Consider the following 15,879-nt stretch of genomic DNA (forward strand, 5'->3'; position numbering starts at 1 on the left):
GACTCACGGGCATGCCAGCGAACGGTGACGGGTCGGTCTCCCCCCGAAACATCGTCATTCTGAAGGTGCGCGTCGCCAATCCGACCGCGTCGACGCGCGAACTCAGCCGCATTCTCGCCGACGAGTACGGCATCGAGCTCTCGCACAACCGCATCAGCGAGATTCTCCGCGAGATGGCCGAAGACGGCCTCTACCGGGAGACGGTCATCCCCGACCAGAGCATCTTCAACCACTACCTGTTCCGCGTGGCGTTCCACTACCCGAACTTCGCCGAGCAGTGGGAGGACTGCTACTGGGCGCTCCGGGACGACCCCCACGTGTTGATGTTCTTCAACGCGGACTCCGAGTACCACTGGCAGTTCATCACGCAGTTCCGGGACAACGACCGGATGCAGCGCTGGATTCACGAGTTCTTCAAGGAGTTCGGCGAGTTCATCTCGGGGTTCCACAACACCGTCCTCCACCAGGTCCACAAGTTCCAGACGGACGCGGCGGTGTTCGACGAGATGCTCCGCGAGACCGAAGAAGGACGCCAGTACCTCGCCGAGAGCGAGGACTAGAGGGCGGCCGCGAGCAACTCGACGGGCGTCGGCGGGCTCTCGCGGTCCTCGGGGACGAGGTCCGCGGCGTCGCGGGCGTCCTCGTCGAGCATGTCGCCGAGCTGCGTGCGGCAGGACGCACCGGGCGCGACCGCGAGGTCGCCGTCGCTGTCGTCGAGCTGGTCGACGAGGATGTCGCCGATGGCTTCGCTCATGGCGTGGTGCTCGGCCTCGTAGCCGAACGTCCCGGCCATCCCGCAACACGTCGAGTCAACGGGGTCGGTGGCGTAGCCCGCGCGCCGGAGCACGCCGACAGCGTGGTGGTCTTTCTTCGTGGCTTTCTGGTGGCAGTGGCCGTGGTAGGACAGCGACGCCTCGGGCGCGCTCCACTCGATTTCGTCGTCCAGCCGGAAGGCGTCTAGGTACTCGCAGACGCCGTACGTGTTCGCCGCGAGCGCTTCGACGGCGTCGCCCGACAGGAGGTCCAGATAGTCGGACTGGAACATCACGGCGTCCGACGGCTCCACGAGCACGACGTCCCAGCCGTCGGCGACCTGCGGTTCGAGGGCCGCGACGTTCTTCCGAGCGGTCTCGCGGGACTTGTCGAGGAAGCCCTTCGAGTGGGCGGGCCGACCGCTGTCGGTGCGCTCCGCGAGGTCCACGTGGACGCCCGCGGCTTCCAGCACTCGGACGGCGGCTTTCCCGATTTCGGGGTGCGCGTAGTTCGTGTAGGTGTCCGGGAACAGCACGGCCTTCCGGTCGGCGTCGCCGGCGGGGACGGTCGTGCCGCCGCGCGCGTCGAACCAGTCCTGTAGGGTCTCGCGCTCGAACGTCGGGAGCGTGCGCTCGCTGGCGATGCCGACGGTCTTCTCCATCACCGTGCGAGCGCCCGGCACCTTCGAGACGAGGTTCGAGACGGGCGCGGTCGCGCTGCCGAGCGCGGCGAGCGCGTCCACGTTCGCGAACAGCTTGTCGCGGACGCTGGCGCCCTCGCGCTGGTGGCGCTCGTGGGAGACCTCGGCTTTCATCTTCGCCATGTCCACCTCGCTGGGGCAGTCTTTCGCACAGCCCTTGCAGCCCACGCAGAGGTCCAGCACCTCCTCGGCGAACTCGTCGCCGGTCGGATCGTCCGGGAGGTCGCCGCTCATCGCCTGCCGGAGCATGTTCGCGCGGCCCCGCGTGGACGTGATTTCCTCGTCTGCGGCGCGGTAGGTCGGACACATCACGCCGCCCGCGGTGTCCTGCTCGGTGCGGCAGCCGCCACAGCCGTGGCAGAGTTCGACCATGCCGCGGAGGCCGTTCTCGTTGTCCCAGTTGAGTTCCGCGTCGAAGCCCGCGTCGAACTCGTAGTCGGGGTCGAAGCGGAGGTTCTCGGTCATCGAGACGTCCCCGCAGACCTGCCCGGGGTTCAGCAGCCAGTCCGGGTCGAAAGCGGTCTTGAGGTCGCGGAACGCGCCCCAGAGCTGGTCGCCGTACAGTTTGCGGTTCCACTGGGTCCGCGCGCGCCCATCCCCGTGCTCCCCGGAGACGCTCCCGCCGAACTCCACGACCATGTCGGTGACGCGGTCGGCGATGTCCTCCATCGCCGCCAGGTCGGGCTCGGACTTGGTGTTCACCAAGGGACGGACGTGCAGAACGCCCGGGCCAGCGTGCGCGTAGAAGGACGCGAACGTGTCGTTGTCTTCGAGAATCTGCTGGAAGCGCGTGACGAACTCCGGGAGGTGTTCGGGCGGAATCGCGCAGTCCTCGATGAACGAGATGTGTTTCGCGTCGCTGGTACGACCGAGGAGGATGGGGAGCCCGGACTTGCGGAGCTTCCAGTAGGTCGCGCGCTCTTCCTCGTCGTGGGCTTCGAGGGCGTCGAACGCGAATCGGTCGTCGCCGGTTTCGACGCGGTCCTCGACGAGTCCTGCGGTCTTCTCGCGGCCGTCATCGTCGTCCGCGGCGTAGAACTCCACGAGGAGCGCGGCCCGCGTCCCCTCCGGGAGCAGCGCCACGACGTCCTCGAACTCCGCGGTGTCGCTGGCGAGGTCGATGAGCGTGTCGTCGATGAGTTCGACCGCCGCGGGGTCGTGTTCGAGGACGTGCGTGACGTCGGAGACGGCGTCCACGACGCTGTCGTACGTGAGCAGGGCGACGGACTTCGTCTCCGGGACCGTTTCGAGGGAGACGGTGGCTTCCGTGATGACCGCGAGCGTGCCCTCGCTGCCCGCGAGCAGGCGCGCGAGGTTCACGGTGCCGTCGCTGGCTTCGTCGACGAGCCGGTCGAGGTTGTAGCCGGAGACGTTGCGCTTCATGTCCGGGAAGCGCGCTTCGACCTCGTCGGCGTGGTCGTCGAGGATTGCGACGACGCCCGCGTACACTCGGGGGAGGAGGTCGTCGGCGTCGGGGTCGGCGCGCTCGCGGAGCTCCTCGACCTCGATTTCGCCGAGCGTCGCGGTCGAGCCGTCCGCGAGCACGACTTCACAGGACTCGACGTAGGCGTCGGTCTTCCCGTACTTCAGGGAGTGGGCGCCCGTGGAGTTGTTCCCGATGGCGCCGCCGATTGCGCTCCGGTCGCCCGCCGCGGGGTCGGGCGCGAACTTCAGGTCGTGAGGCGCGAGCCGCTGGTTCAGGTCTTCGAGGACGGCGCCGGCCTGCACGCGAGCTTTCTGACTCCCCGGCTCGACGTCGATGATGCCGTCCATGTACCGCGTGAAGTCGAGGACGATGGCCTCGTTGACCGTCTGGCCGGCGAGGCTCGTGCCGCCGCCGCGGGGCAGGACGGGAATCTCGCGGGTCGCGCAGTAGTCGACGACCGCCGCGACGTCCGCGGTGTCGGTGGGGAAGACGACGCCCACGGGCGTCACCTCGTAGGCGGACGCGTCGGTGGCGTACAGCTGGCGCGTGTACGAGTCGAAGCGCACGTCGCCGTCCACGCGGGCTTCGAGGTCGTCCACGAGCCCGGGTCGCTCGACGTCGCCGCTGACGTAGTCGTACTCCGACCGGTCGTCGGCCGCGGGAGGCGTCGCGTCGCGCCCCGGGACGCCGTGTTCGTTGGATGCCATCTGTTTGCACGCACCTACGTGGGACGACCTCCTTGTGTTTTCGGATGCGCGGTGTGGCGTCGTGAAACAGTTTAGTGGCTCCGCGCGAACGGAGACGTATGCCAAACGGGCCCACGACGCGAACGGGGGTGAAGTCCGACGAGACGCTGTTCGCGGTGTTAGCGGCGGTGCGTGAGTCTGACGGGGCGGGCGTCACGGAGCTCGCCGACCGCCTCGACGTCGCGAAGAGCACCGTCCACAACCACCTCGCGACGATGCGCGAGCACGGGTTCGTCGTGAAGCGCGACGGGAAGTACCACCTCGGGCTGGAGCTGTTCAACTACGGGCAGGCGGTGCGAAACGACCGCGAGGTCTACCGGGCGGCCCGTCCGGTCGTCGACGACCTCGTGGAGACGACCGGCGAGATGGTGTGGCTGTTCACGCCCGAGGACGGCCGCGTGATGTACCTCTACGGCGGCGCCGGGGAGACCGGCATCGACGTGGACACGATTCTGGGGTCGTGGGACTACATGCACTGCACGTCCGGCGGGAAGGCGATTCTCGCGCACTACTCCGAGGAGGAAGTCGACGAGGTGGTGGAGCGCCACGGGCTGCCCGCGCGCACCCCGAACACGGTCACGGACCGCGAGGAACTGGACGCGGAGCTGGAGGCGGTCCGCGAGCGGGGGTACGCGCTGAACCTCGGGGAGGACCTCGAAGGCATCCACGCGCTGGCGGTGCCGCTGCGCTACGAGGACGCCCTCGTGGGGTCGCTGGCGGTCGCGGGGCCGGCCCACCGCGTCAGCCGCGAGCGCTGCGAGACGGAGCTGCTCGACCAGCTGCGCGCGTCCACGAACGACATCGAACTCAACCTCGCGTACTCGTAGTCAGCCCGCCAGTCCCATGATTTCTGCGGCCACACAGCCCGCGCTCGCGCACTGCGCCGCGAGCAGCGCCGCCGTGAACGGGTACGCCAGCGCCATCTGCGCGCGGACCGACCATCGGGGCGCGACGGCGACCGCGAGCGCGGCGTCGGCGAGCGCGATAACACCGGCGATCAGCGCGAGCGGCGGGAGGACGGACGCCGCGACGAACCCGACGACGAGCGCGGCGGCGAGCGCGTGGACAGCGGCGCCGACGCGCGTGCTCGCGCGGTCCCCGAGCAGCACGGGGAACGTGCGCTTGCCGATGGCGTGGTCGAACTCCCGGTCGAGTCGGTCGATGGAGACCTTTAGCCCGGACAGCGAGACGACGAGGAGGACGGCGACGGCGGCGACGCCGGGCGCGAGGCGACCGGTCTGGACGAGGTAGCCGCCGAGGAACGCGAGCGCGACGCCGACCGGGTAGTCGACGGTGACGGACAGCGGGTGCGTGTCGAGGACTGGCGCGTGGAGGACGGCGAGCGCCCACAGCGGGAGCGTCGCGGCGACCGCTTCGCGAGTACCGGCGGCCCACAGGAGCGCGGCGAGCGCGGCGAACCCGAGCGAGGACGCGACCGCGGCGGCCGTCGCGGCGGTCGCCGAGAGCACCGGGTCGTGCTCGCCGCGCACGTGTGCGTCAACGTACTCGTCGACGACGTGCGCCGTGTAGAGGGCGGCGGCGACGGCGGCCGCGTGAGCGGCGGCCAGCGGGAGCGAGACGGTCGGCGCGTGCGCGCCGCCGGCGAGTGCGAGCCCGACCGCCGGGAGCATGAACGTCGGCTGGACGGTCGCGAGGACCCCGCGGGCGGTGTGCGTGCCGGTCACGGCGGAAGTTCGGTGCTGGGCGGGAAAAGTCTGGTTCGTCGCGCCGCAAAACTCGCCGACGGCATCCCGAATGATTAACCGACACTGTTAATAGCAGGTGTGGGCTTGGGTCACACAGCACAGCAACGCATGCACTACTTGGAAGCATTCGAACGGAGCGTCCGCGTCCACGGCGACGACACCGCCATCCTCACCGACGACGGTCGGTCGTTCACGTACGACGAGTTCGACCGCCGGAGCACCGAACTCACGAACGCAGTCACCGACGCGGTCGGTGACTCTCCGCTCGCAGTCCTCACGCTGAACGGGCCGGCCGCCGCCGAAGCGATGATTACCGGTCACAAGCGCGGCACGCCGACCGTCCAGCTGGCGTTCCGCGGGACCGCCGGCGAACTCGTGGACATGGTCGAGACGGCGGGCGCCGACGCCCTCCTCTTCGACGACGCCAACGCCGACACCGCCGTCGACGTCATCGACGGCGCGGACCTCTCGGTCGGCTTCCACGCCGGCTCGGCGGCCATCGACCACCCCGACGTGGTCGACTACGAGGACGCGCTGGACGCCGCCGCGTCCACGCTCCCCGACCGCCTCCCGGTGGACGGCAAGACCAACATCTTCTACACGAGCGGCACCACCTCGACGCCGAAGGCCCTCGCGTTCGACGGCGAGCAGATGTGGACCGGCGCCTACCAGGGCGTGATGGAGCACGGCATCGACCAGACCGACCTCGCCATCGTGACGACGCCGTGGTACCACATGGTCACGTCGGACGCGTGGCTGTACCCGCACTGGATGGCGGGCGCGACCGTCCTCCTGCACGAGGACTTCGACCCCGCCGAGGTGCTGGAACTGGTCGAGGACAACGCCGCGACCGGGCTGCTGGCGGTGCCCACGCAGCTCTCGCTGCTCAACGACGTGCAGGAGAACGCGGCCGACCCCTACGACACGAGCACGCTGTCGTACGTCCGCACCGGCGGGTCGGTCGTCACCGAGGAGCTGGTCGAGCGCACCTCGGAGTTCCTCTCGGAGCACCTCTACAACACGTACGGGATGACCGAAGGCGGCCCGAACTTCACGTTCGCCCACCCCTCCGTCCAGGACGACCACCCGGGTACCATCGGCAAGGAGTCGTTCTCGTGGGAGCTGCGCGTCGTGGAGACCGCGCCCGTCACCGAACACCCCGACCCCGAGGCGGAGGTCGGGCCGGGCGAGCAGGGCGAAATCATCGCGCGCGGGCCGGGCGTCCCGGACGGCTACATCGACAACCCGGAGGCCGAGGAGAAGTCGTTCTTCGACGAGTGGCTGCGCACTCGCGACGTCGCCGAGGTCGACGAGGACGGCTTCCTCTACATCACCGACCGCGTGGACAACATGTTCATCAGCGGCGGGGAGAACATCTACCCCGCGGAGGTCGAGCGCGCCATCGACGGCCACCCCGCGGTCGCGGAGACGCTCGTGTTCGGCCGCGACGACCCCGAGTGGGGGAAGAAGGTCACGGCCATCGTCGTCGCGGAGGCCGACGTCGACGCCGAGGAACTGGACGACTTCTGCTGCAAGCACGACGGGCTGGCGAACTACAAGCGCCCCCGCGAGTACGTCGTCCGCGAGGAGCCGCTGCCGCGCACGGACACCGGCACCGTCCAGCGCCAGCAGGCAATCGACCGGCACTTCGACTGACCCGACTCCCTCCTCGAAGCGACCGCCGTTCAGAACGCGAGCGCGAAGATGCCGATCTGTATCGGGAGCAGGACGAGCAGCGTCGCCAGCGAGCACAGCGCCGCCATCTTGATGAGCTCCATCGAGTCCACGACGTCCAGCCCCAGAATCGCCACGAGGACTGCCGACTGGTAGGGGAAGAAGTAGGAGTTGAGCGCGACCGCTTCGGTCATCATCACCGGGTACAGCGGGAGGCCGGCGCTCTCGGCGAACGCGACGAGCACGGGCGTCAGCACGCTCGCGACCGCCAGCCCCTCCATGAGGAACGTCAGCGCCAGCGACGCGAGCGCGAGGAACGCGAGCGCGACCGACAGCGACGCGTCCTGCGGGAAGGACGCGAGGATGGCGTCGGCGGCGACGTCGGTGAATCCGGTCTGCTGGAGGCCGGCGGCGATGGCGAAGATGGCGCCGAGGAAGAACACGATGGAGAAGTTGGCGTTCTCGACGGCGTCGGCGCCGACGACACCGACGCGGGGAGTGAACGCGAGGACGGTGACGACGAGCGCGCCGTACAGCGGGTGGAGGCCGTGGACGGAGTCGGTCGCCCAGATGGCGACCCCGACCAGCAGGAACGCCATCATGCGCCGCGCCTCCGAGGCGGCCTCGGTCCCGTGCTCGGAGTCGTCGGACACGTCGATGGCGTCGGCGTCGGCCGGCCGGTAGAGCGCGTACGCGATGACGGTGATGACGGCGGCGCGTCCGACGCCCATCACGGGGCCGAGCCAGACCGCCCACTCCATCCAGCCGATGGAGACGCCGGCGTTGGCCTCCAGCAGGCCGTTGATGATGATGTTCGCCAGCGACCCCGTGAGGATGCCGGTGCCCGCGTAGTAGGTGACGAACAGCGGCCCGAGGAACAGGCCGACGCGGGCGCTGCGGTCCGAGAAGCGCTTGCCGATAGAGATGAGGATGGGGCCGAGAATGAGCACGCGCACCAGCGACGAGGGCACGAGCACGACGAACCCGAGCGCGGCCACGCACAGCACGACCAGCAGATTCCGGTACGTGGTCTTCGCGTTCGTGGCGGCGTCACCGGGGAGCACGCCGAGCGCGGCGCGTTCGACCGCGCTGGCGAGCCCGCTCTGCCGGGTGGCCTCCCCGAGCAGGATGCCGAGGACGACCAGCCACGTCGCGGCGGACTGGAAGCCGGTGAGCGCGAGGTCCGTCGAGAAGGAGGCGCCGACCAGCCCGACCGCGAGCAGGCCGGTGAGCCACGGGGCGACGGGCGCACCCACCCAGAGGCTGATGGAGAAGACGGTGATGGCGAGCATCCTCGCCATGTCGGCTTCGACGGGCGCGTACACGAGGACGGCGGCGGCCGCGGCGATACCGACCGGCAGCGAGAGCCACGCCGGGTCGAACTGCCCGCGGAGCACGTCCGTCCACGTCGTTTCAGTCGTCACGTTGGAACACCGTTTGCTCGCACGGACGGAAACTGGCTTAATCTGTCTTCCGAAACCGAGAGCGGGGAGGTTTTTGGGGGCGGGGGCCGTCCGTCGAGGCGATGCTCACGGAGCCAGCCACCGACGTCTACGACGTGACGCTCGCGGAGTCCAACGGCGGCCGCTACCGGCTGTTCGTCTTCGACGGCGACGCGCCGACGCTCGTGGACGCCGGCCTCGAAGGCACGACCGACGCGGCCGCGGACGCCCTCGCGGACCTCGGCATCGAACCGGAACGCCTCGTCGTCACGCACGGGGACGGCGACCACGTCGGCGGTCTCCCCGGGCTCGTCGAGCGCTACGACCTCGAAACGTGGCTCCCGGAGGGCCTCGACGTCGAGGGCCACGAGCCGGACCACCGGTTCGGGGACGGCGACGACGTGGGGCGGTTCACGGCCGTCCACACGCCCGGGCACGCGCCCGAGCACCACTCGCTCGTGGACGAGGACGCCGGCGTCGCGGTCATCGGGGACGCGCTGTTCGGCGCGGACTCCCGCGGCCTCCCGGAGGGGCACTTCGTGCTGCCGCCGGCGTACTACTCCGAGGACCTCCACACAGCCGAGGAGTCCCTAGAGAAACTCGTCGAGTACGACTTCGACGTGGGGCTGGTCTACCACGGCGAGAGCGTCACCGAGGACGCCAGCGAGAAACTGGACGCGTTCGTGAACTTCGCGGGGAAGCCGTAGTCAGTCCGCGCCGGCGTCGGCGGTGTCGCCCATCGCGTCGCCGGCGTTCTCGCCGAGGTAGGCTTCGATGACGCGGCGGTCGTTCTGAATCTCGTCGGGCGTCCCCGTGGCGATGAGGTTGGCGTTGTCGAGGACGAACACGCGCTCGCTGACGGACATCAGCGCGCGCATCACGTGGTCGATGAGGAAGACGGTCTTCCCGCGGTCGGCGATGTCCCGGATGAGCTCGACGATGGCTTCGGTCTCGTCGGTGTCGAGGCCGCCCGCGACCTCGTCGAACAGCAGGACCTCGGGGTCGGTCGCGAGCGCGCGAGCGATTTCGAGGCGCTTGAGCGCGCCGACGCTGAGTTCGTCCGGGGTGGTGTGAGCCATATCGTCGAGGCCGACGAACTCCAGGGCCTCGTGCGCGCGCTCCTCGGGGTCGCCGGAGTTCCGGCCGCCGAACTGCGCGCCGACGGCGGCATTCTCCGCGAGCGTGAGGTTCTCGAAGGGGTGGACGATCTGGTGGGTGCGGACGAGCCCGCGGTGACAGATTTCGTGCGGCGTCATCCCCGTGATGTCCTCGCCGTCGAGGTAGACGGTGCCCTCAGTCGGCTCCTGGACCCCGGAGATGAGCCGGAACAGCGTCGACTTCCCGGCGCCGTTCGGCCCGATGAGGCCCACGGTCTCCCCCTTGTCGATGGAGAAGGAGACGTCGTCGACGGCGACGATGCCGCCGAAGTTCTTCGTGAGGTGCTCGCCTTCGAGTACGGTCATCTTGGTAGCCGTTACCTACCCACCCGCATAAATGTAGTCCCTGTCGCGTCCCGAAAGTACGTAATCGCGGGCCGCGACAGTCCGGCTATGCTTCGAGCGTACGACGGCGTGACGCCGACGGTCGCGGAGTCGGCGTACGTCGACGAGCGAGCGACCGTCATCGGGGACGTAGAGATTGGACCGGAAGCGAGCGTGTGGCCGGGCGCAGTGTTGCGCGGCGACCACGGCCGCATCGTGCTCGGGGAGCGCGCGAACGTCCAGGACAACGCGACCCTCCACGAGCACGCGGTGCTGGAGGCGGGCGCGACCGTCGGCCACAACGCCGTCGTCCACGACGCGACGGTCGGCGAGCGCAGCGTCGTCGGCATCGGCGCGGTGGTCCTCGACGACGCCGAAATCGGGGCGGGGAGCGTCGTCGGCGCGAACAGCACCGTCACCGAGGACACCGAGATCCCCGGCGGCGTGCTCGCAGTCGGGACGCCCGCGGAAGTCCGGCAGGAGCTGGAGGGGGACTTCTGGGCGGGCGCGGGCGACCGGTACGCCGAACTCGCGAAGGAGTACGCCGGGACGACGCGCGTCGTCGAGGACGGCCCGGTGCTGCCGGAGTGAGGGGTCGGCGCGCCGGTCGCGGCGAGCGCGTTTGACGGAGGGAAAACCGTTTTAGTGGCATTCGGTGTAGTGTGGGGCGTGAACTTACAGCGCCTGTTCCGTCCCGAGCGCATCGCGGTCGTCGGGGCGTCCGACACCGAGGGGAAGCTCGGCTACGAGGCGATGGCGAACGCCGTCGAGTTCGACGGTCGCGTCTACCCAGTGAACCCGTCCGGCGAGGGCGAGGTGTTCGGCGAGCCATTCGTGGAGTCCGTTACCGACATCGAGGAAACCATCGACCTCGCGCTGCTGGCGGTGCCCGCGCACGTCGTCCCGGACGTCGTCGCGGAGTGCGGCGAGGCCGGCGTCGGCGGCGCGGTCATCTACGCCGGCGGCTTCGCGGAAGCCGGTGGCGAGGGCGAGGAACTCCAGGAGGCGGTCGTCGCGGCCGCCGACGAACACGACGTCGCCCTGCTCGGCCCGAACACGAGCGGGTTCGTCGCGCCCGCGAGCAATCTGCTGGCGTCGTTCGCGGGCGGCGTCGAGCGCCTGCGGCCGGGCGGCGTGACGATTCTCGCGCAGAGCGGCGGGGTCGCCCACCAGCTCGCGTTCAGCGCGCACCGCGAGGGCCGCGGCATCGCGACGATGGTGGGGCTCGGGAACCGCGCGAACGTCGGCTTCGAGGAGGCCATCCCGTACTTCGACTCGGACCCGAACACGGACGCCATCGTCCTCCACGTCGAAGGCACCGACGACGGCCGCGCGCTCCTCGAAGCGTGCCGCGACTCGGACACGCCTGTGATCGCGTACAAGGTCGGGCAGGCCGACGTCGGGGACTTCGCGGAGTCCCACACGGGCGCGCTCACGGGCGACCACGCACTCTACACTGCGGGGTTCGCGCAGTACGGCGTCCCGACGGTCGAGTCCACGACGGAGCTGTTCGACGCCGGGCAGGCGCTGGCGAACTCCCCGGAGCCCGAGGGCGCGAACGTCGGAGTCGTCACTGCACAGGCCGGCCCGGGCATCATCATCGCGGACCGCCTGCAGCGAGCGGGCGCGACGCTCCCGGACCTCGCGGCGGACACCCAAGACGAGGTCGGCGAGATTCTCCCCGGTATCACGTACGCGGAGAACCCCGTGGACACGGGCCGCCCGATGCCGGAGTTCGGGGACGTGGTCGAAGCGGTCGCGGAGGACCACAACGTGGACGTGGTGCTCGTCTACGAGCTGTTCGAGGAGGCGCTGGGCTTCCCGCAGGAGACGCTGGACGGCCTCGCCGAGCGCGTCGAGAAGCCCGTGCTGTTCGCGACCGAGGGGCCGGCCGAGTCGATGGCCGACGACCTCGACGCGCTCCGGGAGGCCGACGTACCCGTGTTCACGTCGCCGGAGCGCGGGGCGGACGCGGCTGCGGCGCTCGCACGGTACGCGACGCTGGACGACGCCGCCGCGGACGAGGAGGTGAGCGCCGATGTCTGAGGACCCCATCGCGGCCGCGCAGGCGGACGGCCGCACGACGCTGACAGAGGCGGAGGCGAAGTCGCTGCTCACGGACGCGGGCATCGAGACGCCCGCGTTCTCCGTCGCCGCGGACGCCGAGGCGGCTGTGGCGGCCGCCGAGGAAATCGGCCTCCCGGTGGTCGTAAAGGTGTCCTCGCCGGCGGTCACGCACAAGAGCGAGTGGGCGGACGGCGCGGGCGTCGCGGTCGGCTTGGATTCGCCGGACGCGGTGCGGGAGGCCGCGGAGGCAATCTTCGACGCGGCGGACGCGCGCGGCATCGACGCGGACGTGCTCGTCGAGGAGGCGCGGGACGTGGACGCCGGCACCGAGGTCATCGTCGGAGGCCTCCGCGACCCGTCGTTCGGCCCGGTCGTGCTGACGGGACTGGGTGGCATCTTCACGGAAGTCTACGAGGACACCAGCCACCGCATCGTGCCCATCGACGCCGCGGAGGCCCGCGAGGCCATCGAGGAACTGACCGCCATCGAACTCTTGGAGGGGTACCGCGGCCGCGAGCCCGCGGACGTGGACGCGCTCGCGGAGGTCGTCGCGGCGGTCGGCGACCTCGTGGCCGAACACGAGGCCATCTCGGAAGTGGACGTGAACCCGGTGCTGGCGACGGAGGGCGGCGCGGTGGCGCTGGACGCGCTCGTCGTGCTGGGGGGTGACTGAGATGGCGGGCTACGAGCGCGAGTGGACGGTGCGGTTCTCGGACACGGACCCGTTCGGCATCGCGCACTACCCGCGTATCGTGGACGCGCTCCACGAGACCTCCGACATGTTCATGGAGGAACTGGGCTTCCCGTTCTGGGAGATTTCACAGGAGCACGGCTTCGGCCTGCCGCTCGTGGAGATGAACTTCGAGTTCGAGAACCCCGTGGAGGCCGGCGACGAGGTAACCATCGAACTCACGCCCGACCCGGGGACGCGGAGCGTGCGCTTCGAGTACGAGGCGCGCTGCGGCGGCGACGTGGCGTTCTCGGGGCACGAGCAGCGCGTCTGCGCGCACCACGGCGGCGGCGGGTCGATGGAGATTCCCGACGACTTGCGCGCGGCGTTCGATCAGTACGCCGAGGACTGAGAAGCGCTTCCGCCGACGGTACGCTTTTGCTGTTCGGTGCGCGACGTACTGGCATGGCCGAGTTCACGAACCCGTACGCGGAGGCCGACCCGTTCGTGGAAGCGCACTTCGACTGCCTGAACTGCGGCGGGAAGCTCTGGGAGTACGCGATTCAGCGGGCGATGGTCTGCGAGGACTGCCGGGCGCTGTTCCGCTCGGAGGACGTCTACGCCGACCAGGTCGCGGAGACGGCCTAACACGTTCGTCGCCGCTGGGCGCCGCGTCCAATACACTTATGAGATTTCTGTGCTAGTGTAACACTATGGCAACGGAAGACCCGGAGGACCTCTTAGAGATGAGTGCGGACACGAGGGGCCTCCTCGACGAGCACGACCTCGTGCCGCTGTGGGAGGTCGAAGACGAGATGGGGAGCCTCGTGGACGACATCGGCGCGAACATCTGGAAGTGGGAGGACATCCAGGCCGCCATCGACGGTATCGAGGCGGACGTGCCCATCGAGGACCTGCCGCCGGGCTTCCAGCGGCGGGTCGCCGTCCCAATCAACGCGCCCCACGCGATTTCGAACACCATCTACGTGGGCGTGCAGACGGTCTCGCCCGGCGAGACGGCGCCCGCGCACCGGCACGCCTCCAGCGCGCTCCGGTTCACCATCGACGGCCACGAGGACATGAAGACGGTCGTGGCCGGCGAGGAGTTCCCGATGCGGGACCACGACCTCATCACGACGCCGCAGTGGGAGTGGCACGACCACGTCAACGACTCCGACGAGACGGCGGCGTGGCTGGACATCCTCGATTTGCCGCTGTTCCTGGACACGCTGAACAACTCCCACGTCTTCGAGAACCACGAGCTGGAGCGCCAGCCGGTGACGAAGACGCAGGGCTACTGGGACTCCCAGTACGGCCGCGGCCGCCCGACCAACGGGGACGACGACGATTCCATCCCCGGTCCCTTCGAGGGCGACCGCGCGGCGACGCCGCCGTACCGCTTCGGCTGGGCGGAGATGGTGGAGGCGCTGCGCCAGCACGCGGACAACGACGACCCGGACCCCTACGACGGACACAGCATGGCGTACGTCAACCCGGCGACGGGCGAGCCGCCGGTGACGCCGACGATGTCGTTCCGCGCGCAGTTGCTCCAGGAGGCGACTGACGACCACTTCCACAACTCCACGGAGGTGTACTTCGTCATCGAGGGCGAGGGGGTCACCCACGTCGGCGACGAGGCCCTGGAGTGGGGCGAGAAGGACATCTTCGTGGTTCCCCCGGACGAGATTCACCACCACGAGCCCGAGGGCGAGGAGGCCATCCTGCTTGGCATCACCGACGAGCCGGTGCTGCGCGCGCTGAACTTCTACGCGGAAGCCGAGCCCTCCTCGTAACCGCAGCGGCAGTCGTATTCGTTTCCTTCCACGCTCCATCGTCGGGAAAGAGTGGCGTATCAGCCGACAAGTATCAGGACCTATAGGTTTACCGCATGTTTTATAATGTAAGTGGTGTAGGTGTGCGTATAGCATGGTGGATAGTGACAGGTCACACAGCAGGCGCACGTATCTCAAAACACTCGGTGCGGCGGGCACCGTCGGCATGTCCGGGCTCGCCGGCTGCACCCTCCTCGGCGGTGGCGGCGGGGGCGGCAGCGAGACGGTCACCATAGCGGCGACGGTGCCCGAGTCCGGGCAGTTCTCCTCGCTGGGCGAAGCCGTCAAGCGCGGCTACGAACTCGGCGTCGCCCGCATGGACGAGCAACTCGACGCGGACGTCGAGCTCATCATGCGGGACGACGAGAGCGACCCCGAACTCGTCCGGCAGAACCTCACCCAGATTACGAGCAACAACCAGGTGGACATGATCTGGGGGAGCTTCTCCAGCCTCCTCGTGACCGCGGGGTCGGCGTACGCGGAGAGCCAGGGCATCCCGTTCGTCGGCGCGTTCTTCGCCTACGAGGGCCCACACCGCAGCGAGGGCTACGAGTGGACGTACTCGCCGTTCCCGAAGTCCCGGGACGTCGCTCGCTCGACGCGCGGGCTGCTCGAACTCATCCCCGAGGGCGAGCGCCCGACCAACGTCGGCCTCTGGGAGCCCAACAGCGGCTGGGGCGAAGAGCAGGCCGACTACTGGGAGGAGACGCTCACGGACGCCGGCTACGACGTCGTGATGCGGGAGACGTTCTCGCTGGGCAACCAGGACTTCTCGACACTCATCTCCCAGTCCGAGAGCGCGAACGTCGAGGCGCTGCTCTCGACGCCGACGCCGCCCGGCGGCATCACCGCCGTCAACCAGATGCGGGAGAACAACTGGTCGCCGGACCTGCTGAAGTTCGTCCGCGCCGCGGACCCGACCGCGTGGTGGACCGGGCTCGAGGAGTCGGGCGCGTACGCCTGCATGTGTCCGGGCTGGGTGCCCGGCCTCACCGGCGGTGGCAACGAGGCGATGTGGTCGGCCTACGAGTCCGAGTACGGCCTCGACGACGGCGAACTCATCCGAACGCCCGTCGGCGGCGCGTACAACGTCGCCCAGACCGCGCTGCAGGCGATTCAGGGCGCCGAGTCCACGGACCCCGGGGCGCTCCAGGAGACGTTCCGCTCGGAGACGTTCGAGACCGTCATCGGGTCGTTCGGCTTCGAGGACAACGGGCTGCCCGCGGAGGGCGACCTCACCGCGCCGACCGGCCAGTGGTGGGAGGGCAACCAGCACACCGTCTACCCGGACACGGACGGGCGCGGCGCCATCGACTTCCAGTACCCGATTCCGGCGTGGAGCGAGCGGTAATCGCCCAGTATCCCACTCTCCCCGTACACAC

The 15,879-nt window shown here is 69.5% G+C and carries 15 protein-coding genes; 11 read left to right on the plus strand and 4 right to left on the minus strand.

From position 1 onward, the window contains the following. The first annotated feature begins 11 nt into the window (after window positions 1-11). Window positions 12-560: a hypothetical protein gene (locus ABSL23_RS11930; protein ID WP_059056843.1), complete on the plus strand. Its 549-nt coding sequence runs from the start codon at window positions 12-14 to the stop codon at window positions 558-560. Here ABSL23_RS11930 and ABSL23_RS11935 read toward each other — a convergent pair. After that, a complete protein-coding gene (locus ABSL23_RS11935; protein ID WP_353633877.1) occupies window positions 557-3,586 on the minus strand; it encodes an FAD-linked oxidase C-terminal domain-containing protein in 3,030 nt (1,009 codons plus the stop codon). The genes ABSL23_RS11930 and ABSL23_RS11935 overlap by 4 nt on opposite strands. 98 nt (window positions 3,587-3,684) lie before the next feature. Here ABSL23_RS11935 and ABSL23_RS11940 point away from each other — a divergent pair, with 98 nt between their 5' ends. Next, window positions 3,685-4,452, plus strand: coding sequence for an IclR family transcriptional regulator (locus tag ABSL23_RS11940; RefSeq protein WP_353633878.1), 768 nt, complete (start codon window positions 3,685-3,687; stop codon window positions 4,450-4,452). On the opposite strand, the gene ABSL23_RS11945 is transcribed toward ABSL23_RS11940, so the two are convergent. Then, window positions 4,453-5,310, minus strand: a complete 858-nt coding sequence (locus ABSL23_RS11945) for a UbiA family prenyltransferase (RefSeq protein WP_353633879.1) — start codon at window positions 5,308-5,310, stop codon at window positions 4,453-4,455. Window positions 5,311-5,415: 105 nt separating this feature from the next. On the opposite strand from ABSL23_RS11945, the gene ABSL23_RS11950 reads away from it, so the two are divergent. Beyond that, window positions 5,416-6,987 (plus strand): AMP-binding protein, encoded by a 1,572-nt coding sequence (locus ABSL23_RS11950; RefSeq protein ID WP_353633880.1) that lies wholly within the window; start codon window positions 5,416-5,418, stop codon window positions 6,985-6,987. Between the two features lie 29 nt (window positions 6,988-7,016). On the opposite strand, the gene ABSL23_RS11955 is transcribed toward ABSL23_RS11950, so the two are convergent. Next, the gene (locus tag ABSL23_RS11955; protein ID WP_353633881.1) at window positions 7,017-8,429 is read right to left on the minus strand and encodes an SLC13 family permease; all 1,413 of its coding nucleotides are present in this window, start codon (window positions 8,427-8,429) and stop codon (window positions 7,017-7,019) included. A 101-nt stretch (window positions 8,430-8,530) separates the two neighbouring features. On the opposite strand from ABSL23_RS11955, the gene ABSL23_RS11960 reads away from it, so the two are divergent. Then, complete coding sequence (locus ABSL23_RS11960; protein WP_353633882.1) at window positions 8,531-9,154, plus strand: MBL fold metallo-hydrolase; 624 nt, start codon at window positions 8,531-8,533, stop codon at window positions 9,152-9,154. On the opposite strand, the gene ABSL23_RS11965 is transcribed toward ABSL23_RS11960, so the two are convergent. Beyond that, window positions 9,155-9,910 carry an ABC transporter ATP-binding protein gene (locus ABSL23_RS11965; protein ID WP_353633883.1) on the minus strand — a complete coding sequence of 252 codons (756 nt, stop codon included), beginning with the start codon at window positions 9,908-9,910 and terminating at the stop codon, window positions 9,155-9,157. A gap of 87 nt (window positions 9,911-9,997) precedes the next feature. Between ABSL23_RS11965 and ABSL23_RS11970 the strand changes: the two genes are divergently transcribed. The 7 genes from ABSL23_RS11970 to ABSL23_RS12000 all read left to right on the plus strand — a co-directional run bounded on the left by ABSL23_RS11970 (window position 9,998) and on the right by ABSL23_RS12000 (window position 15,848). Further along, on the plus strand, window positions 9,998-10,519 hold the full coding sequence (locus ABSL23_RS11970; protein ID WP_353633884.1) for a gamma carbonic anhydrase family protein: 522 nt from the start codon (window positions 9,998-10,000) through the stop codon (window positions 10,517-10,519). Window positions 10,520-10,597: 78 nt separating this feature from the next. Beyond that, a complete protein-coding gene (locus ABSL23_RS11975) occupies window positions 10,598-11,974 on the plus strand; it encodes a CoA-binding protein (protein WP_353633885.1) in 1,377 nt (458 codons plus the stop codon). Further along, entirely contained in the window at window positions 11,967-12,668 is a 702-nt protein-coding gene (locus tag ABSL23_RS11980; protein WP_353633886.1) for an acetate--CoA ligase family protein, read from the plus strand. Before ABSL23_RS11975 ends, ABSL23_RS11980 begins: the two co-directional genes overlap by 8 nt. A gap of 1 nt (window position 12,669) precedes the next feature. Further along, window positions 12,670-13,077: a thioesterase family protein gene (locus ABSL23_RS11985; protein ID WP_353635381.1), complete on the plus strand. Its 408-nt coding sequence runs from the start codon at window positions 12,670-12,672 to the stop codon at window positions 13,075-13,077. Window positions 13,078-13,130: 53 nt separating this feature from the next. Beyond that, window positions 13,131-13,313: a hypothetical protein gene (locus ABSL23_RS11990; protein WP_059056865.1), complete on the plus strand. Its 183-nt coding sequence runs from the start codon at window positions 13,131-13,133 to the stop codon at window positions 13,311-13,313. A 65-nt stretch (window positions 13,314-13,378) separates the two neighbouring features. Continuing rightward, a complete protein-coding gene (locus tag ABSL23_RS11995; RefSeq protein ID WP_179204558.1) occupies window positions 13,379-14,458 on the plus strand; it encodes a cupin domain-containing protein in 1,080 nt (359 codons plus the stop codon). A 205-nt stretch (window positions 14,459-14,663) separates the two neighbouring features. Then, the gene (locus ABSL23_RS12000; RefSeq protein WP_059056866.1) at window positions 14,664-15,848 is read left to right on the plus strand and encodes an ABC transporter substrate-binding protein; all 1,185 of its coding nucleotides are present in this window, start codon (window positions 14,664-14,666) and stop codon (window positions 15,846-15,848) included. Window positions 15,849-15,879 lie beyond the last annotated feature (31 nt).

The organism is Halobacterium sp. NMX12-1 (genome assembly GCF_040435975.1).
GTDB lineage: Archaea > Halobacteriota > Halobacteria > Halobacteriales > Halobacteriaceae > Halobacterium > Halobacterium hubeiense.